23 protein-coding genes are annotated in these 18100 nt (G+C 62.3%); 16 read left to right on the top strand and 7 right to left on the bottom strand.

Translation table 11 applies throughout. The features are described from left to right. Positions 1–84: 84 nt before the first annotated feature. Positions 85–1440 (bottom strand): glutathione-disulfide reductase, encoded by a 1356-nt coding sequence (gene gorA, locus AO356_RS22825; protein ID WP_060741670.1) that lies wholly within the window; start codon positions 1438–1440, stop codon positions 85–87. Between the two features lie 305 nt (positions 1441–1745). Next, a complete protein-coding gene (gene galU, locus AO356_RS22820) occupies positions 1746–2585 on the bottom strand; it encodes a UTP--glucose-1-phosphate uridylyltransferase GalU (protein WP_003182953.1) in 840 nt (279 codons plus the stop codon). Between the two features lie 234 nt (positions 2586–2819). Here galU and AO356_RS22815 point away from each other — a divergent pair, with 234 nt between their 5' ends. Together AO356_RS22815 and AO356_RS22810 are read left to right on the top strand one after the other, a co-directional pair. Next, positions 2820–3032 (top strand): hypothetical protein, encoded by a 213-nt coding sequence (locus AO356_RS22815; protein WP_060741669.1) that lies wholly within the window; start codon positions 2820–2822, stop codon positions 3030–3032. 115 nt (positions 3033–3147) lie between these two features. Continuing rightward, positions 3148–3429 (top strand): hypothetical protein, encoded by a 282-nt coding sequence (locus tag AO356_RS22810; protein ID WP_060741668.1) that lies wholly within the window; start codon positions 3148–3150, stop codon positions 3427–3429. Positions 3430–3459: 30 nt separating this feature from the next. Here the strand turns inward: AO356_RS22810 and AO356_RS22805 are convergent, their stop codons facing one another. Together AO356_RS22805 and AO356_RS22800 are read right to left on the bottom strand one after the other, a co-directional pair. Further along, positions 3460–3690 (bottom strand): hypothetical protein, encoded by a 231-nt coding sequence (locus tag AO356_RS22805; protein WP_060741667.1) that lies wholly within the window; start codon positions 3688–3690, stop codon positions 3460–3462. Positions 3691–3799: 109 nt separating this feature from the next. Then, positions 3800–4150 (bottom strand): hypothetical protein, encoded by a 351-nt coding sequence (locus AO356_RS22800; protein ID WP_053122953.1) that lies wholly within the window; start codon positions 4148–4150, stop codon positions 3800–3802. Positions 4151–4352: 202 nt separating this feature from the next. On the opposite strand from AO356_RS22800, the gene AO356_RS22795 reads away from it, so the two are divergent. From AO356_RS22795 to ada, 5 genes are all read left to right on the top strand, one after another. Then, positions 4353–4655, top strand: coding sequence for a DUF1883 domain-containing protein (locus tag AO356_RS22795; protein ID WP_003182962.1), 303 nt, complete (start codon positions 4353–4355; stop codon positions 4653–4655). A 28-nt stretch (positions 4656–4683) separates the two neighbouring features. Next, entirely contained in the window at positions 4684–4854 is a 171-nt protein-coding gene (locus tag AO356_RS32875) for a hypothetical protein (RefSeq protein ID WP_177431748.1), read from the top strand. 189 nt (positions 4855–5043) lie between these two features. Then, a complete protein-coding gene (locus AO356_RS22790) occupies positions 5044–5772 on the top strand; it encodes a 2OG-Fe(II) oxygenase (RefSeq protein WP_060741666.1) in 729 nt (242 codons plus the stop codon). Beyond that, the gene (gene alkB, locus AO356_RS22785) at positions 5762–6442 is read left to right on the top strand and encodes a DNA oxidative demethylase AlkB (RefSeq protein ID WP_060743173.1); all 681 of its coding nucleotides are present in this window, start codon (positions 5762–5764) and stop codon (positions 6440–6442) included. The genes AO356_RS22790 and alkB overlap by 11 nt, the downstream gene beginning before the upstream one ends. 87 nt (positions 6443–6529) lie before the next feature. Beyond that, a complete protein-coding gene (ada, locus tag AO356_RS22780) occupies positions 6530–7603 on the top strand; it encodes a bifunctional DNA-binding transcriptional regulator/O6-methylguanine-DNA methyltransferase Ada (protein WP_060741665.1) in 1074 nt (357 codons plus the stop codon). On the opposite strand, the gene AO356_RS22775 is transcribed toward ada, so the two are convergent. Further along, positions 7567–8055, bottom strand: a complete 489-nt coding sequence (locus tag AO356_RS22775) for a GyrI-like domain-containing protein (protein ID WP_060741664.1) — start codon at positions 8053–8055, stop codon at positions 7567–7569. The two genes, ada and AO356_RS22775, sit on opposite strands and share 37 nt — an antisense overlap. A gap of 148 nt (positions 8056–8203) precedes the next feature. On the opposite strand from AO356_RS22775, the gene AO356_RS22770 reads away from it, so the two are divergent. The 8 genes from AO356_RS22770 (at position 8204) to AO356_RS22735 (ending at position 14930) form a co-directional block, all read left to right on the top strand. Next, positions 8204–9277, top strand: a complete 1074-nt coding sequence (locus tag AO356_RS22770; RefSeq protein ID WP_060741663.1) for an NAD(P)H-dependent flavin oxidoreductase — start codon at positions 8204–8206, stop codon at positions 9275–9277. A 290-nt stretch (positions 9278–9567) separates the two neighbouring features. Next, on the top strand, positions 9568–10320 hold the full coding sequence (gene modA / locus AO356_RS22765) for a molybdate ABC transporter substrate-binding protein (RefSeq protein ID WP_060741662.1): 753 nt from the start codon (positions 9568–9570) through the stop codon (positions 10318–10320). Next, a complete protein-coding gene (gene modB / locus AO356_RS22760; protein ID WP_060741661.1) occupies positions 10321–11001 on the top strand; it encodes a molybdate ABC transporter permease subunit in 681 nt (226 codons plus the stop codon). Between the two features lie 3 nt (positions 11002–11004). Further along, a complete protein-coding gene (modC, locus tag AO356_RS22755; protein WP_060741660.1) occupies positions 11005–12084 on the top strand; it encodes a molybdenum ABC transporter ATP-binding protein in 1080 nt (359 codons plus the stop codon). A 194-nt stretch (positions 12085–12278) separates the two neighbouring features. After that, complete coding sequence (locus AO356_RS22750; RefSeq protein WP_060741659.1) at positions 12279–13316, top strand: DNA topoisomerase IB; 1038 nt, start codon at positions 12279–12281, stop codon at positions 13314–13316. 133 nt (positions 13317–13449) lie between these two features. Then, positions 13450–14013, top strand: a complete 564-nt coding sequence (locus tag AO356_RS22745) for an ATP-dependent Clp protease proteolytic subunit (protein ID WP_060741658.1) — start codon at positions 13450–13452, stop codon at positions 14011–14013. 125 nt (positions 14014–14138) lie between these two features. Next, complete coding sequence (locus AO356_RS22740) at positions 14139–14318, top strand: general stress protein (protein ID WP_060741657.1); 180 nt, start codon at positions 14139–14141, stop codon at positions 14316–14318. 141 nt (positions 14319–14459) lie between these two features. Continuing rightward, positions 14460–14930 (top strand): arsenate reductase ArsC, encoded by a 471-nt coding sequence (locus AO356_RS22735; RefSeq protein ID WP_060741656.1) that lies wholly within the window; start codon positions 14460–14462, stop codon positions 14928–14930. 4 nt (positions 14931–14934) lie between these two features. Here the strand turns inward: AO356_RS22735 and AO356_RS22730 are convergent, their stop codons facing one another. Further along, complete coding sequence (locus AO356_RS22730; protein ID WP_060741655.1) at positions 14935–15468, bottom strand: DUF3087 family protein; 534 nt, start codon at positions 15466–15468, stop codon at positions 14935–14937. 217 nt (positions 15469–15685) lie between these two features. On the opposite strand from AO356_RS22730, the gene ppnN reads away from it, so the two are divergent. Beyond that, entirely contained in the window at positions 15686–17059 is a 1374-nt protein-coding gene (gene ppnN, locus AO356_RS22725; RefSeq protein WP_025213122.1) for a nucleotide 5'-monophosphate nucleosidase PpnN, read from the top strand. A 263-nt stretch (positions 17060–17322) separates the two neighbouring features. On the opposite strand, the gene AO356_RS22720 is transcribed toward ppnN, so the two are convergent. After that, positions 17323–17991, bottom strand: coding sequence for an HAD-IA family hydrolase (locus AO356_RS22720; RefSeq protein ID WP_060743172.1), 669 nt, complete (start codon positions 17989–17991; stop codon positions 17323–17325). Between the last annotated feature and the right edge of the window lie 109 nt (positions 17992–18100).

Raw genomic sequence — 18100 nt, 5'->3', positions numbered from 1 at the left:
TCTTCCGCTTGGGACTCAAGTGTCTGGGGAAAGATCGCAGCCTCGTTTCACTCGTCAGCTCCTACGCAACGGCTAAGGGCCGCGTCAGGCGACGGGCGTACGCATCGTCACGAACTCTTCGGCGGCGGTCGGGTGCACGCCGATGGTCTCGTCGAAGTCGCGCTTGGTGGCACCGGCCTTGAGGGCGATGGCCAAGCCTTGGACGATTTCACCGGCATCCGGGCCGACCATGTGGCAACCCAGGACCTTGTCGGTCCGGGCATCCACCACCAGCTTCATCAGGGTGCGCTCCTGGCAGTCGGTCAAGCTCAGCTTCATCGGCCGGAAACGGCTTTCGAATATCTCGACCTCATGCCCCTCTTCCCTGGCCTGTTCCTCGGTCAGGCCCACCGTGCCGATGTTCGGCAGGCTGAACACGGCGGTGGGGATCATCCGGTAATCCACCAGTCGATACTGCTCGGGCTTGAACAGACGCCGCGCCACCGCCATGCCTTCGGCCAGGGCCACAGGGGTGAGCTGGACGCGACCGATCACGTCGCCAATGGCCAGGATCGACGGTTCGGTGGTCTCGTATTTTTCGTTGACCTTGACAAAACCCTTCTCGTCCACCGCGACGGCGGTGTTCTCCAGGCCGAGATTGTCGAGCATCGGCCGCCGGCCGGTGGCGTAGAACACACAATCGGTGATCAACGTTTTGCCATCCTTGAGCTCGACCCTCAGGCTGCCGTCGTCCAGTTTTTCGATGGACTTGATGTCGGCGTTGAATTGCAGGTCCAGGCCACGACGGGTCAGTTCTTCCGCCAGGTGCTTGCGCACCGCACCGTCGAAACCGCGCAGGAACAGTTCGCCGCGATACAGCAACGACGTCTGCGCGCCCATGCCGTGGAAGATCCCGGCGAACTCCACCGCAATGTAGCCACCGCCCACCACGATGACGCGCTTGGGCAGTTCCTTGAGAAAGAACGCCTCGTTGGAGCTGATGGCGTGCTCGCGCCCCGGAATGTCCGGGATCACCGGCCAGCCGCCGGTGGCGATCAGGATATGCCTGGCGGTATGACGCTGGCCGTTGATCTCGACCTCATGGGGCCCGGTCAGCCTGGCGTGACCTTCGTGCAGTGTGACGCCGCTGTTGACCAGCAGGTTGCGGTAGATGCCGTTGAGGCGGTTGATCTCCTGATCCTTGTTGGCGATCAGCGTGGCCCAGTCGAAACTGGCCTCGCCCGCCGTCCAGCCATAGGCCGACGCTTGCTCGAAGTCCTCGGCGTAATGCGCACCATAGACCAGCAGTTTTTTCGGCACGCAGCCCACGTTGACGCAGGTCCCGCCCAGGTAGCGGCTTTCCGCCACGGCCACCTTTGCCCCAAAACCGGCGGCGAACCGCGCAGCCCGCACACCACCGGAACCGGCGCCAATCACATACAAGTCAAAATCGTAGGCCATTTTCTATCTCCTTCGGCAGGTCATCAGCATACCTGCTGTTTTCACTTGAGGCAGCGTTGCGGTGGGTTATGGGGGCGGAAAACGAAAAAGCCAGCCGGACTGGATTGAGCGCAACTCCTGTGGGAGCGAGCTTGCTCGCGATGGCGGCGGATCAGCAGCATTGGTATTGACTGGCCCACCGCTATCGCGAGCAAGCTCGCTCCCACAGGGGGGTTGCTTGTGTGATTGGTGATTGGCGAGAGACTTTTCCCCGCGCAAAAAAACGCCCCGAACCAGTCGGGGCGTTTTTCGAGGCGCGGCGGCTATCAGTAAGCCTTGCCGGTCTTGTAGAAGTTCTCGAAGCAGAAGTTGGTCGCGTCGATGTAGCCTTCGGCGCCACCGCAGTCAAAACGCTTGCCCTTGAACTTGTAGGCCATGACGCAGCCGTTCTGGGCCTGTTTCATCAGGGCGTCGGTGATCTGGATTTCGCCGCCCTTGCCTGGTTCGGTCTGTTCGATCAGGTCGAAGATGTCCGGGGTCAGGATGTAGCGACCGATGATCGCCAGGTTCGACGGTGCGTCTTCAGGCTTCGGTTTTTCAACCATGCTGTGAACACGGTAGATGTCGTCGCGGATCATTTCGCCGGCAATCACGCCGTACTTGTTGGTTTCCTGCGGATCGACTTCCTGGATCGCCACGATGGAGCAGCGGAACTGCTTGTACAGCTTGACCATCTGGGTCAGGACGCCGTCGCCTTCGAGGTTGACGCACAGGTCGTCCGCCAGGACCACGGCGAACGGTTCGTCGCCGATCAATGGGCGACCGGTCAGGATCGCGTGGCCCAGGCCTTTCATTTCGGTCTGGCGGGTGTAGGAAAACGAGCACTCATCCAGCAGTTTGCGGATGCCGACCAGGTATTTTTCCTTGTCGGTGCCTTTGATCTGGTTTTCCAGCTCGTAGCTGATGTCAAAATGGTCTTCCAGCGCGCGTTTACCACGGCCAGTCACGATGGAGATTTCAGTCAGGCCCGCATCGAGGGCTTCTTCGACGCCGTACTGGATCAGTGGCTTGTTCACCACCGGCAGCATTTCTTTGGGCATGGCTTTAGTCGCTGGCAGGAAGCGAGTACCGTAACCGGCTGCTGGGAACAAGCATTTCTTGATCATATAAGTCCTTGAAAAGGCAGTGTGTACGAGTTTCGGCGCAGTCTAATCAGGCGACGGGCACCTTACAATGCCCGCACTGGCCAACCGATGCCATCATAGAGAAATAAAAAACGGCGGATAGTTCAATCGCCTTTCGTTTCGATGGCTGCAGCGGTCCACTGTACGCCAGTGAGCACTGTTTGCGAGCATTTGACGTATCATGGCGTCCTTGATCACGCCAATTGAGGCAGTTAGATGTCGGCAAGAAACGCAAACGGTTATTCGGTCAGCCAGGGCAAGGACGGCCAGTGGTGGATTATCAACTATCACGGCGAGCAGGTCGCCGGTCCCTTGCCTAGCAAGGCCATGGCAGTGGAAGTGGCTGCGGTATTCCAGGACGAACGCGCTGCCCCAGCGACGAAAGAACGCGAAAGCGCCCCCGCACGCAGCCCCCGCCGCAAGAAATAACCAGACCGGCCTCCAGTAGATGCCACCCGGGCATCGAACGAGGCGGGTTTAGCTGTACCGGAATGGCCATTCGCTATAACCTCGCCGTTGCCCTTCCCTCCTCGATGACGATCCCATGAAGACACTTCTGGCGCTGTTCACAGTCCTGGCCCTGGCGGGCTGTGCCTCGGCCGAAAAAACCTATCTCGATAATGGCGAGCAGGGCTTGACCATCGACTGCTCAGGCGAGGCCAACTCCTGGGCGACTTGCTATGAGAAGGCCGATGCGTCCTGTGCCGGCACCGGCTACCGGATCGTCGGCACCAACGGCACACCCCAGGCCAAGGAAAGCGAGAAGACCCTGGGGGTCGACGTGGGCAACTTCAGCAGCCGCAGTGTCGTGGTGGTCTGTAAATAAGCGAGTGTCCTGTATTGGCGATACAGGACATCAGATGTGAATCTCGGCGGTCTTGATGCCCAGCCCGCGTATGGTCTCGATCAGGTCATCGAGTTGGCTGAAGGACTCGACTTCGTCCTGCTCATCCACCAGGAAAAAACTGCGCCCTGCGCTTTTCTTGAAGAACACGACCCATTCGCCCGGGCTCGCCGGGTTCTGAATCACGTGGGTGGCATAAATAAGGCCTTCTGCATGGCGCTCGCGCACCTGCTCGCGTTTCATCGACTGACTCCATGAATGACAATGCCGCCAACGTTGACCGTGGCGGCATTTTTTGTCGAGGGCCCCAGTCTATCCGATGGCCGGCCCGCTCGTCAGGCGCTGACGGTGTTCAGCCGGAAATACAGGCGTTGGCCGCATCCTGCACATCGCCCGGACGCACCGGCACGTTGGACATGCTTTCGTGCAGCTTGATGCTGCTGCCACTGGAACGCTCGTCAATGTCGAACACCGCCGCCGGCAGGGTCGACAGTTTGCCGGGGACGATCAGCCGCACGCCGTTCTTGTGCGGCTCCATTTGCAGCGAGCCACGGCTGCTGGCGAGCTTGTCGGCAACGCATTTGGCATATTCGTGTGGTTTCTTTCCGGAGATGACGCTCATGGTGGGAGGCGTCTGGTTGATGTCCGATACCGATGCACATCCACTCATGGCCAATGCCAACACCCACACGCTGCGCTTCATATGTTTCCTCCAATAAAGATCCTCCGACAATGCAGACGCCGTTTTGCTCCGGTGTCGCACCGCTTTTTTTTCCCGCTACCTGCGATAAATGAACAAAGCCTGGAGCGCGGGCCGGATATTAACACTCGAGGCTGATAAACTGCGCCTCATTGCCCCTTGCTATCGTTTTGATTTTGTAGAAAAAGCCCTTCTGGAGGCGCCCATGAAATTCATTCACCAGCGCGAGCACCTGAACGAAGACGACATTGTCGTCATAGAATGCTCCCAAATGTGCAACATCCGTTTGATGAACGACGCCAACTTCCGCAGCTTCAAGAACGGTGGCCGGCACACCTATCACGGCGGCGCGTTCGACACGTTCCCGGCCAGGATCACGGCGCCGAGCACCGGTTTCTGGAACATCACCATCGACACCGTCAACCGCCGTGCAATCAGCGTCACGCGCAAGCCGACCCTGACCCACAAGATCAAAATCATCCGGCGGTCCAGCTCGAAACTGAGCTGAGCATCGCCCTTTCAAGAAAGGCAAAACCGTGGCCCAGACGACCAAATACGTCATCAAGTACAAGCTCAATGGCGAACGCCGCTTCGAATTCGCGCAACTCGTGGACGGCACCGAAGAAGAAGCCTTGGCAGCCCTGCAAGCATTGCACGGAGATACCCAGGATGTGATCAGCGACGTCAGTGTCAGTAAAGCGCTGTAAAGACTCACCCTGATAAATTTTTGTGGCACCAGGGTGGGCACGATGCGGGAGCAAGCTCCCTCGCCACAGGGGATTTGTCGTGCCTGCTGACGGGAGCGACTCAGGACATTGATGCACCGCAAGAACCGGAGTGCAGACCAACGAAGCACTCCCCAGACTGACCAATCCTTTGCACCAAGGATTGTCATCATGCCCACTCCCCCGCATCTGCCCTCATTGACCCAACGAATAAGTCACCTGGATGGGTCGGCCCTGGAACACAGCCTCGAGCAGGACGGCAGCGCGCTCATCCGCAACCTGCTGCCCGCCACGCAATGTCGAATGCTCAGCGGTCTATACGCAGAGAGCGGGCTTTTTCGTTCCCGGGTGGTCATGGCCCGTCATGGGTTCGGGCGTGGCGAGTATCAGTATTTTCGCTATCCGCTACCGGACTTCATCCAACAGCTGCGTCAGGCGTTGTACCCCATGCTGGTGCCGCTGGCGAACCGCTGGAATGAATGCATGGGCCTTGAAGGGCGATATCCCGACCAGCACGCCGACTTCATCCAGCGCTGTCACGCTGCCGGGCAATCGCGTCCGACGCCCTTGTTGTTGCAATACGGTCCGCAGGACTACAACTGCCTGCACCAGGATCTGTATGGCGAGCAGGTGTTCCCCTTGCAGGTCGCGATCCTGTTGTCGGAACCGGGCCAGGACTTTACCGGCGGCGAGTTTGTCCTCACTGAACAGCGCCCGCGCATGCAGTCGCGACCCCAGGTCATCGATCTGAAACAGGGCGACGCCGTGGTATTTGCCGTGCACCAGCGGCCGGTCGAAGGCGTTCGCGGTTATTATCGGGTGAACATGCGCCATGGCGTCAGCCGCGTGCACAGCGGCAGGCGGCACACCTTGGGAATCATTTTTCATGATGCGCAGTAGTCATGACACACCGATCACATTGGACCTGTTCGCCGACCAGGCGCCCACCACGTCCGGCCAGATCGAACAGATTGGCCAACAATCCTTCGTACTGCGCGGGTTCGCCTTGCCCTGGCTCGACCGTTTGCTGCCGGCGCTGGAAAGCGTCCTGCAGGCTGCGCCGTTCCGACAGATGGTCACGCCCGGTGGCTTTACCATGTCGGTGGCCTTGAGCAGTTGCGGCGCGCTGGGCTGGACCACCGACCGCAGCGGCTATCGCTACACCGCCCATGACCCGCAGACCGGCCACCCCTGGCCCGACATGCCGGCGGTGTTTCGCGAACTGGCCCAGGCCGCCGCCCAGCAAGCGCAGTTCGAGCATTTCGAGCCCGACAGCTGCCTGATCAACTGTTACGTGCCCGGCGCCCGGATGTCGCTGCACCAGGACAAGAACGAACGCTCCCTCGCCGCGCCCATCGTCTCGATCTCCCTGGGCTTGCCAGCGGTGTTCCAATTCGGCGGCTTCGAGCGCAGCGACAAGAGCCTGCGCATCCCGTTGCTCCATGGTGACATCGTGGTCTGGGGTGGCGTGGACCGGTTGCGTTACCACGGCGTGCTGCCGCTCAAGGAAGGACAACACCCGCGCCTGGGTACCCAGCGGATCAACCTGACGTTTCGCAGCGCCGGATGAAGGGGCAGAATTCAACCGCAAGACCCGGAGTGTCGTCACTTGGATGGCTCGCTACTGTAGGCAAAACGGGCCAATGGAATAACGACCATGAACAGCACTTCGAACAATCTTGCCCCTGAACTGGATCCCCGCTGGGCCGCCGTGCTCGCCCGGGACCCGCGCGCCGATGGGCAATTCGTCTATGGCGTGAAAACCACTGGCATCTATTGCCACCCCAGCAGCCTGTCGCGCCTGCCCAACCCGCGCAACGTCGAATTTTTCGACACGCCGGAACAGGCCCAGGCCGCCGGCTACCGGCCCAGCAAGCGCGTGGCCCGGGACCAGACCCAGATCGCCGCCCAACAAGCGGCCCGAGTCGCGGCGGCCTGCCGGCAGATCGAGGCGGCCGAGGAACTGCCAGGCCTGAATGAACTGGCAGCAAGCGCCGGCTTGAGCCCCTTCCATTTTCATCGGGTCTTCAAGGCTGTCACCGGCCTGACGCCCAAGGGTTACGCCGCCGCCCATCGTTCACGCAAGGTGCGCGAACGCCTGGCCGATGGCGGCACGATCACCGAGGCGCTGTACGACGCCGGTTTCAATTCCAACAGCCGCTTCTATGAAGCGGCCGACAAAGTGTTGGGCATGAAACCCGCCGACTACCGCGCCGCCGGGCAGAACACCGACATCCGTTTCGCCGTCGGCCAATGCTCCCTCGGGGCAATCCTGGTGGCGCAAAGCGAGCGTGGCGTGTGCGCGATCCTGCTGGGAGACGATCCGGACGCGTTGGTGCGGGACCTGCAGGACAAATTCCGCCGGGCCAACCTCATCGGTGCCGACCGCGAGTTCGAGCAGTTGATCGCCCAGGTGGTGGGCTTCATCGAAGCGCCGGCCCTGGGCCTGGACCTGCCCCTGGACCTGCGCGGCACCGCCTTTCAGGAACGGGTCTGGCAAGCGTTGCGGGACATTCCCGCGGGCAGCACCGCCAGCTACGCCGAGATCGCCCAGCGCATCGGCATGCCCAAGGCCGTGCGCGCCGTGGCCCAGGCCTGCGGCGCCAACAGCCTGGCGGTGGCGATCCCTTGCCACCGGGTGGTGCGCAGCGACGGCAACCTGTCGGGCTATCGCTGGGGCGTGGAGCGCAAGCGTCAGTTGCTGGCGCTGGAGCGCTCGGCCGGGGACTGAACGCCGATGTAGATCGCCACCGAGTCGGGGCTGCCGTAGACCTCGAAATCGGTGGTGAAGCGGCGCAGCGTCTGTGGGTTATCCGCGAAGTAGGCCCAGATCAGGCCCCAGGTCTGAACCACGCAATCGGGCATCGGCCCCTTGGCCGAAAACACCAGGTAATCCCCGCCCTCGATGTCCACGGCGGGGTAGCCTGCGCTGGTCGCATCCACCTGCACCCCGGCCGTCACGTCGAAGTGGCCGGTGGCGTCGGACTCGTAATTGGAATACACCCCGTAGACGAACGACTCCGACTGCCTGGCCGGGATCGTGTCGAACAGCCCTTCGGTGAAGAACCGTTGCCACATCGGGCCGATCCTGGCCGTGTCGGGCTGCTGCTCGTCGGTGTTGCGGGTGCGCACCTGCAAACCGGCCACGGTGAAGGGTTCGACGGTCTTGAGTTTCACGTCCATGGGTCAGGCTCCTTGATACTGAAGCACGCATGGTAACCCTCCCGCCGTCGGGATCAAGTTGCGGCGCACGATTGAAAAACTCGACTGGCCCTCGCCGGCCCACACCTGCTAAAAACGCTGTTTCCTTCTGCCGTCGGAGACCCCGCACATGAGCCAGTGGCCAGACACTCGCCTTCTTGACCTGCTCGGTATCGAGCTGCCCATCATCCAGGGGCCGCTGGCCGGGGTGACCGGGCCGGCCATGGTGGTCGCGACCTGCAATGCCGGCGGCCTGGGTTCGATGCCGGCGGCGATGCTCGATGTCGAGCAGTTGCGCCAGGCGCTGACGACCATCAGCGAACAGACCGACAAGCCGTTCAACGTGAATTTTTTCTGTCACCAGCCGCCAGCCTTCGACGAACAGCGGGCCGAGACCTGGAAACAACGGCTCAAGCCGTACTATCAGGAACTGGGCGTCGACTTCGACGCACCGACCCCGGTGTCCAACCGCAAGCCCTTCGATGATGCCGCCTGCCGGGTGTTGGAGGAGATGCGTCCCAAGGTGGTCAGTTTCCACTTTGGCCTGCCGGAAAAATCCCTGCTGGACCGGGTAAAGGCCACCGGTGCGAAAATTCTTTCGTCGGCCACCACCGTCGAGGAAGCCATCTGGCTCGAACAGCACGGTTGCGACGCGATCATCGCCATGGGCTATGAAGCCGGCGGGCATCGCGGGATGTTCCTCAGCGACGACCTCAACACCCAGGTCGGTCTGTTTGCCTTGCTGCCGCAGGTGGTGGATGCGGTGAAGGTACCAGTGATCGCCGCCGGCGGCATTGGCGATGCCCGCGGGATTGTCGCGGCATTCGCCCTGGGGGCCTCGGCGGTGCAACTGGGCAGCGCCTACCTGTTCACCCCCGAGGCGAAAATCAGCGCGTCCCATCACCGGGCGTTGCGCACGGCCAAGGAAAGCCAGACCGCCGTCACCAACCTGTTCACCGGCCGCCCGGCCCGGGGCATCGTCAACCGGGTGATGCGCGAAGTGGGGCCAATGAGCCCGCTCGCGCCGGCATTCCCCCTGGCGGGCGGCGCGTTGATGCCGTTGCGCGCCAAGGGCGAAGCGGACTTCAGCAACCTCTGGGCCGGCCAGGCCTTCCCCTTGGGGCGCGATCTGTCGACAGCCGAATTGACCCGGCGGTTGGCTGAAGAGGCGTTGGCCCGATTCAACAACTGGGGGCGGTCCTGACAGTCGTCATTGCCTGTCAGGCCGCCATCGCGAGCAAGCTCGCTCCCACAGAGATAGGGGCAACCGGCAAACCTGGACACACCACCGGACCTGTGGGAGCAAGCCCGTTCCACAGGGTTGCGAGGTGAACATAAATCCCGCAATCACCTCCGCCCCCCTGTGGGAGCGAGCTTGCTCGCGATGAGGCCAGCCCTCGCCCCTAGCTGCCCAGGCAAAATGCCACGTTCCGTTTGCCGGCCATTCGCTATATATTCCACTATATAACGACCTGACCTTACGGAAGCTCACCTATGCGCCTCACCCGCTTCGCGCCGTTGCTGTTGATCCCGTTCCTGACTATTGGCGCCGCCCAGGCTGCCGAGGTGCAGGTGGCGGTCGCCGCCAATTTCACTGCGCCGATCCAGGCCATTGCCGCCGATTTCGAAAAAGACACCGGGCATAAACTGGTGGCGGCGTACGGCGCCACCGGCCAGTTCTACACGCAGATCAAGAACGGCGCGCCCTTCGAGGTTTTCCTCGCCGCCGACGACACCACCCCGGCCAGGCTCGAAAGCGAAGGCGACACCGTCAACGGCTCGCGCTTTACCTACGCGGTCGGCACCCTGGCGCTGTGGTCGGCCAAGGACGGTTATGTCGACAACCAGGGCCAGGTCCTCAAGCGCAACGACTTCCAACACCTGTCCATCGCCAACCCGAAAGCCGCGCCCTATGGCCTGGCCGCGACCCAGGTGCTGGACAAGCTGGGCTTGACCGATCAGGTCAAAAGCAAGCTCGTCGAAGGCCAGAACATCACCCAGGCCTACCAGTTCGTCTCCACCGGTAACGCTGAATTGGGCTTCGTCGCCTTGTCCCAGGTGTACAAGGACGGCAAAGTGACGGGCGGCTCGGCGTGGATCGTCCCGGCCGAACTGCACGACCCGATCAAACAAGACGCGGTGATCCTCACCAAGGGTCGGGACAACCCCGCCGCCGTAGCCCTGGTGGATTACCTCAAGGGCCCGAAAGCCGCCGCCATCATCCAAGCCTACGGTTACCAACGCTAAATGCCCCTGACCAGCGCCGACTACGCCGCCATCTGGCTGACCCTGAAACTGGCGTCCTTGACCACGGTGATCCTGCTGCTCGTCGGCACGCCCATCGCGCTGTGGCTGTCACGCACCCGCTCCTGGCTGCGCGGGCCGGTGGGGGCGGTGGTGGCGTTGCCGCTGGTGCTGCCGCCAACGGTGATTGGCTTTTACCTGCTGCTGGCATTGGGGCCGAACGGCTGGATCGGCCAGCTCACCCAAGCCCTCGGGTTGGGCACCCTCACCTTCAGCTTTACCGGGCTGGTGATCGGCTCGGTGATCTATTCCATGCCGTTTGTGGTGCAGCCGTTGCAAAACGCCTTCGCTGCCATCGGCAGTCGCCCCCTGGAAGTCGCCGCTACCCTGCGAGCCGGGCCCTGGGATACGTTTTTCAGCGTCATCCTGCCCCTGGCCCGTCCTGGTTTCATCACGGCGGCGATTCTGGGTTTCGCCCACACCGTCGGCGAATTCGGCGTGGTGCTGATGATCGGCGGCAACATCCCGGAGAAAACCCGGGTGGTGTCGGTACAGATCTACGACCATGTCGAAGCCCTGGAGTATGCCCAGGCCCACTGGCTGGCGGCGGCGATGCTGGTGTTTTCATTCCTGGTGCTGCTGGCGCTGTACTCGAGCCGCCGAACCCGTGCCGGTTGGAGCTGATCGATGATCAACGCGCGTTTGCAACTCGACCACGGGGCTTTTTCCCTGGACCTGGATGTGCAACTGCCGGGCCGTGGCGTGACGGCCCTGTATGGGCCTTCCGGCTCCGGCAAGACCACCTGCCTGCGCTGCATTGCCGGGTTGGAGCGGCCGGCCCGGGGCTTTATCGAGGTCAACGGCCAAGTGTGGCAGGACAGCGAGCACGGCGTGTTCGTGCCGCCCCACAAGCGGTCGGTGGGGTATGTGTTCCAGGAGGCGAGCCTGTTCGCCCATCTGTCGGTGCGGGCCAACCTGGCGTTCGGCCTCAAGCGCATCGCGCCGGCACAACGGCGGGTGGACATGGACCAGGCCACCGATCTGCTGGGCATCGGGCACTTGCTCGATCGCCAGCCGCACAACCTCTCCGGCGGCGAGCGCCAACGGGTAGGCATCGCCCGTGCCTTGCTCACCAGCCCGCGGCTGCTGCTGATGGATGAGCCGCTGGCGGCCCTCGATACCCGGCGCAAAAACGAAATCCTGCCTTACCTGCAACGCCTCCACGATGAGCTGGACATCCCGGTGCTGTATGTCAGCCATTCCCAGGACGAAGTGGCACGCCTGGCCGATCACATCGTGCTGCTCGACGCTGGCCGCGCGCAGGCCAGCGGCCCCATCGGCGAAACCCTGGCCCGGCTCGACCTGCCATTGGCCCTGGGGGATGACGCCGGGGTGGTGATCGAGGGCAAGGTCAGCGGCTATGACCCGGCGTACCAATTGCTGACCCTGAACCTGCCCGACAGCCAACTGAACGTACGCGTGGCCCATACATCACTGGCCCTCGGCCAGCCGCTGCGTTTCAAGGTCCAGGCCCGGGACGTCAGCCTCAGCCTGGCGAACGATGCCCAGACCAGCATCCTCAACCGCCTGCCGGTGACCGTGGTCAGCGAACAGGCGGCCGACAACGCCGCCCATGTGCTGGTCCGCCTGGAAGCTGCCGGCACTCCGCTGCTGGCGCGCATCACCCGCTACTCCCGCGACCAGTTGAAACTGCAGCCGGGACTGGTGTTGTGGGCGCAGATCAAGGCGGTAGCGGTGTTGGCGTAGTCCCCGGGCGCTTGTGGGAGCAAGGCTTGCCCGCGATGGCATCGCCTCGGTTCATCAGCTACACCGAGGTGCTTGTATCGCGGGCAAGCCTTGCTCCCACAGGTTCGGCGGCGCCATCAGAATCTTGGCACGACCGCAACGGGCTGCGGTCAATCGATCACAGGCCACCGGATTCGCTGCCAAGGACTTTCTTCATGCCCGACACCCTGCCGCCGGATGCACTGCCGGCCGACCTGCATTATGTCGATGACACGGCCCCCGGCATCACCCGCAAGAAATTGCGTGGCAAGTTCTGTTATTTCGACCCGCAGGGCCAGCGCATCACCGACGCGGCCGAGATCCAGCGCATCAATGCCCTGGCAGTGCCGCCGGCCTATACCGATGTCTGGATCTGCACCGACCCCCGTGGTCATCTCCAGGCCACCGGGCGCGATGCCCGCGGGCGCAAGCAGTACCGCTACCACGCGCGCTGGCGTGAGGTGCGCGATGCGGACAAGTATTCGCGAATGCTGGAATTCGGACGGGCCTTGCCGCGCTTGCGCAAACGCCTGGAGGAGATCCTGGCCAAACCCGGGTTCAGCCGCGACAAGGTCATGGCCACTGTTATCACCCTGCTCGACCTCACCCTGATCCGAGTCGGCAACACCCAATACGCTCGCGACAATCGCTCCTATGGCTTGACGACCCTGCGCAACAAACATGTCGAAGTCAACGGCAGCGCCATCGCCTTCCAGTTCCGCGGCAAAAGCGGCATCGAGCACCAGATCACCGTGAAAGACCGACGCCTGGCACGGATCATCAAGCGCTGCCAGGAGATCCCCGGACAAAACCTCTTCCAGTACCTGGACGAGAACGGTGAGCGTCACTCCGTCAGTTCTTCGGACATCAACGCCTACCTCAAATCCCTTACCGGTGCCGATTTCACTGCCAAGGATTACCGTACCTGGGCCGGCAGCGCGGCGGCGCTGGCCGGGCTGCGGTTGCTGTCGTGGGAAACCGAGAGCGAGGCGAAAAAACACGTCGTCGAGATGGTCAGGCAGGTTGCCAGGCAACTGGGCAACACGCCGAGCGTCTGTCGCAAGTGCTACATTCATCCTGCAGTGGTGGAGGCTTTTTTGCTCGGCGCCCTGAGGCAATTGCCCAAGCCGCGGCTGCGCAAAGGCCTCAGTGAAGAAGACGCCGCACTGGCGATATTTTTGCAGCGCATGGCCGACGCTGCCCAAGCGTGCTGAACAGAAAAGGGACGTGATGGGGCCGCCCGCGCCCAACCGGAGATGAGGAACATCCGAAGGCCTGCGAACTCCCAACTGTACGGCACAGCCGATCAGCAGGTACGTCAAAGGGTGAAATCGACAGGAGTTGCAGATGTCCGAACACATTGTCCATTTCCATTGCCAGATCGATCAGGGCACCACGGAGCGCTTCCGGGACAATTGCCTGGAAGCCATTGAAAAAGGCGCCGACTCACTGATGCTCAACCTCTCCACCGTCGGCGGCAGCACCAACTTCGGTTTTACGCTCTATACCTTCATCAAGTCCCTTCCAGTGCCGGTGCGTGCGGTCAATGCCGGCAACATCGAGTCGATGGGCATCATCATGTTTCTCGCCGCCAGCGACCGCACCACCACACCCCACTCGCGCTTTCTGATCCACCCGATGAACTGGTACTTCGGTCAGAAATCCGTGGACCACTCACGCCTGCGTGAGTACCTGTCCAGCCTGGACAACGACGTGGCGCGGTACGTGGAGATCTACGTCAAGGAAACCGCCGGCGCCGCGACTCAATTGGATATCTTCAAGTGCCTGTGTGCCGAGGAACGGGTGATCCCAGCGGAAAACTCCCTGGCCTTTGGCATTGCGCACCGGGTCGAACAGGTGGTTTTTCCAACGGACGCCAAGCATTGGAAAGTCAGCGGCGGCGAGGACTGAAAGGAAGCCAACCGGCGGCTGACCATTCGTCGCCAGCAAGCGGTTTTTTTTAAACTTCACCCGGCCATTTTCTTTCACAAATAATGCGAGGCACGTTGCTCGCTCAATCACTGAGGATTATCGAAATGGCCAGTAGCGGAAATAAAAACCCAGGCAACTTCGCCAATGATCGTGAAAAAGCATCTGAAGCCGGCAAGAAAGGCGGACAGGCGTCGGGCGGCAACGTTGCCAACGACCGGCAAAAAGGCATGGGAGCCGGTAACAAAGGTAGCGAACGCAGCCAAGGAGGCGGCAGAAAATCGTAACCACCCAAATCGTTGGGGCGCAGACGTACTGCGCCCCGGCGCTGTCCGCTCTCGCCCTCACTACAAATACGAAATTCCATATATTCGATTGTCCGCATATACTCCGGCGCAGCCCAACCTTGCGCCTATCGGAGCCGATCGATGAAAGTCCTCTTCATGTGCACAGCCAACAGTTGCCGCAGCATTCTCAGCGAAGCGATGTTCAACCATCTGGCCCCGGCCGGGTTCGAAGCCGTCAGCGCCGGCAGCTTTCCCAAGGGCCAAGTGCTGCCGCGCAGCCTGAGCACCTTGCAGGAGGCCGGTATCTGCATCAAAGGCTTGTGCAGCAAGGGCAACGACGCTTTCGAAAGCAGCCCGCCGGACGTCGTGATCACGGTGTGCGACAACGCCGCCAACGAGGCCTGCCCGGTGTATTTCGGCCCGGCGCTCAAGAGCCACTGGGGCCTGGCGGACCCGTCGGCGGTCAAAGGCAACGATGATCAGGTCGGCCAGGCGTTCCACAGCACGCTGGACCGCATCGAAGCCCGCTGCCGGGCCTTCTTCGCCCTGCCCTTCGACCAACTGGACGCCCTGGCCCTGAAAACCGAGCTGGACCGCATCGGCACCCTCTGACCGCTCAACCGGCGTTATACGCCTGCTTCACCGTCTCGATCCAGCTTGGGTCCAGGCGCGACTGTTCGGTGTCCAGGCCCAGCGCCTGCATGTTCGCCAGGTGCGCGTCGGCTTCACGCGCGAGGGAGCCCTGGGCGCTGGAGTTGGCGTCCAGCTGATGCATCTGGGCCAGCCCCAGGTGATAGAAGCGCAGCAGCTTCATGGCGGTGGAGTCCTGGGCCTGCACACCGGCCTTCACCTGGTGCATCACGTTGGTGATTTTCATCAGGCTGCGCTTGAGCTGCCAGCCGTATACCGCGGCGGCCATCCATGGCTGCGACCAGAAATACTGGCGCATCAGCACAGCCATCGCCAACACCGCGACAATCACTCCGCCGAGGTTGAAGCGAAAGTTATCACCTCCCGGCGTACCCAACAGCATCACGGCCAGGCTGGACAGCAGCATCGCCAGGGCCAGGAACACCACCGCGATGATCAGGGTGCTGCGGCGGGTCTGCCTGCGGTAGGTGTCGCCATCCCACGGTTTGATCTCGAACATCGCGGCGCAATTTCCTTGTACGGCATCAAAAGAGTCACGCATTATCGCCTGCCCGGTCGATTTAGCTATGCTGGGGCTCATTTTGTATGGCCGCCGACTCGCCGGGCCCGGATCGAAGTCCATGGCGATAGCGCAAGGATCGTGCGATCTTTCGGCGTGGACGTTTTTTTCAAGATGCCGTCGTTGTGTGCATGGCATCGTTTTCAAGGAAAGCTGAATGACTCAAAGACATGTAATCAACGCCTCGGTAAGCCCCAAGGGCAGCCTGGAGACCTTGTCCCAGCGCGAAGTCCAGCAACTGAGCGAAGCCGGCTCCGGCAGTATCTATACCCTCTTTCGCCAGTGCGCCCTGGCCATCCTCAATACCGGCGCCCATGTCGATAACGCCAAGACCATCCTGGAAGCCTACAAGGACTTCGAGATCCGCATTCACCAGCAGGACCGGGGCGTACGCCTGGAGCTACTGAACGCGCCAGCCGATGCGTTCGTCGACGGCGAAATGATCGCCAGCACCCGGGAAATGCTCTTCAGTGCCCTGCGCGACATCGTCTACACCGAGAACGAACTGGACAGCCAGCGCATCGACCTCAGCTCGTCCCAGGGCATCAGCGACTACGTGTTCCACCTGCTGCGCAACGCCCGCACCCTGCGCCCTGGCGTGGAGCCGAAAATCGTCGTGTGCTGGGGCGGTCACTCGATCAACACCGAAGAATACAAATACACCAAGAAAGTCGGCCACGAACTGGGCCTGCGCAGCCTGGACATCTGCACCGGCTGCGGCCCGGGCGTGATGAAAGGCCCGATGAAAGGCGCCACCATCGCCCACGCCAAGCAGCGCATCCATGGCGGTCGCTACCTGGGCCTGACGGAGCCGGGGATCATCGCCGCCGAGGCGCCGAACCCGATCGTCAATGAGCTGGTGATCCTGCCGGACATCGAGAAGCGCCTGGAAGCCTTCGTGCGCGTCGGCCATGGCATCATCATCTTCCCGGGCGGTGCCGGTACGGCAGAGGAGTTCCTGTACCTGCTGGGCATCCTGATGCACCCGGCCAACCAGGACCTGCCCTTCCCCGTCGTGCTCACCGGGCCGAAAAGCGCCGCGCCGTACCTCGACCAGTTGCATGCGTTTGTCGGTGCGACCTTGGGCGAGGCGGCGCAGAAGCACTATCAGATCATCATTGACGACCCGGCCGAAGTGGCTCGGCAGATGACCCAGGGGCTCAAGGAGGTCAAGCAGTTCCGCCGCGAACGCAACGACGCTTTCCACTTCAATTGGCTGCTGAAGATCGACGAGGGCTTCCAGCGCCCGTTCGACCCGACTCACGCCAACATGGCCAGCCTGGGCCTGAGCCGCGACCTGCCCGCCCACGAACTGGCCGCCAACCTGCGCCGGGCGTTCTCGGGGATCGTGGCCGGTAACGTCAAGGACAAGGGCATCCGCCTGATCGAAGAGCACGGCCCTTACGAGATCCACGGCGACGCCGCCATCATGGAACCCCTCGACCGCCTGCTCCAGGCCTTCGTCGCCCAACATCGCATGAAACTGCCGGGCGGCGCGGCGTATGTGCCGTGCTATCGCGTGGTGACCTGACCTAGCAGAGCACCACAGATCCAATGTGGGAGCGAGCTTGCTCGCAATGGCGCCGGTACATTCAGCATCGATGCAGGCTGAACCACCGCTATCGCGAGCAAGCTCGCTCCCACAGGGGGATTTGTGGTGGCTGCAATGCCGGTGAACGACTTAAAAACTGTGGGAGCGAGCTTGCTCGCGATGGCGCCGGTACATTCAGCATCGATGCAGGCTGAACCACCACTATCGCGAGCAAGCTCGCTCCCACAAGTGTTCTGCGGCGGTCATAGAATCGGAAGCAGCCGCATCAGGCCAGCCTCATCCACCTCAATGCCTAGCCCGAGGTAATCCTTGATCTGCGGATGAAGGGTGACCACGGGGTGCGTGTGCGTTGCCGTCACCACCATCACATCGGCCCCGGCGGCCTCGCCTGCCCGAATACCGGCCTCGGCGTCTTCAAACACCAGACACTCCCGGGGCGTCACCTGCAGGCGTTCGGCCGCCAGGCGATAGCAGGCGGGGTTGGGCTTGCCGTCATTCACATCCTCGGCGGTGACCATCACTGCCGGGCGCGGGATTCCCGCCGCTTCCATACGCCGCAAGGCCAATGCCATGGGCGCTGAGGTGACGATTGCCCATCGCTCTGGCGGCAGGCTATGCAGAAACGCAGCCGCCCCCTTCACTGGCTCCACGCCTTCCACGTCTTCGATTTCCTCGCGGGTGATCCGCTCGGCCTCGGCCTGGGCATCCACCCCTGGCAGATGCTGGCGAGCGATGGTGTCGATGGCGCGCATGCCGTGGATCGTCGGCAGGAACGTCGCCACATCCACGCCGTGGCGCAGGGCCCAGCGGGTCCAGATCCGCTCGGCGGCGGCGATGGAGGTGAGCAAGGTGCCGTCCATGTCGAACAGGAAGGCGCGGTAGGCGATGTGGGTGGTAAGACTGGCAGGCATCGGATCCTCGGTGGCGGCGTGGCGGGTGACGGCCACTGTAACATCGCCAGGCACCGAACCCTTGTGGGAGCGAGCTTGCTCGCGATAGCGTCAAGTCAACCAATATTGA

The organism is Pseudomonas fluorescens, assembly GCF_001307275.1.
GTDB lineage: Bacteria > Pseudomonadota > Gammaproteobacteria > Pseudomonadales > Pseudomonadaceae > Aquipseudomonas > Aquipseudomonas fluorescens_AA.
This window is presented reverse-complemented; position numbering and strand designations above follow the sequence as displayed.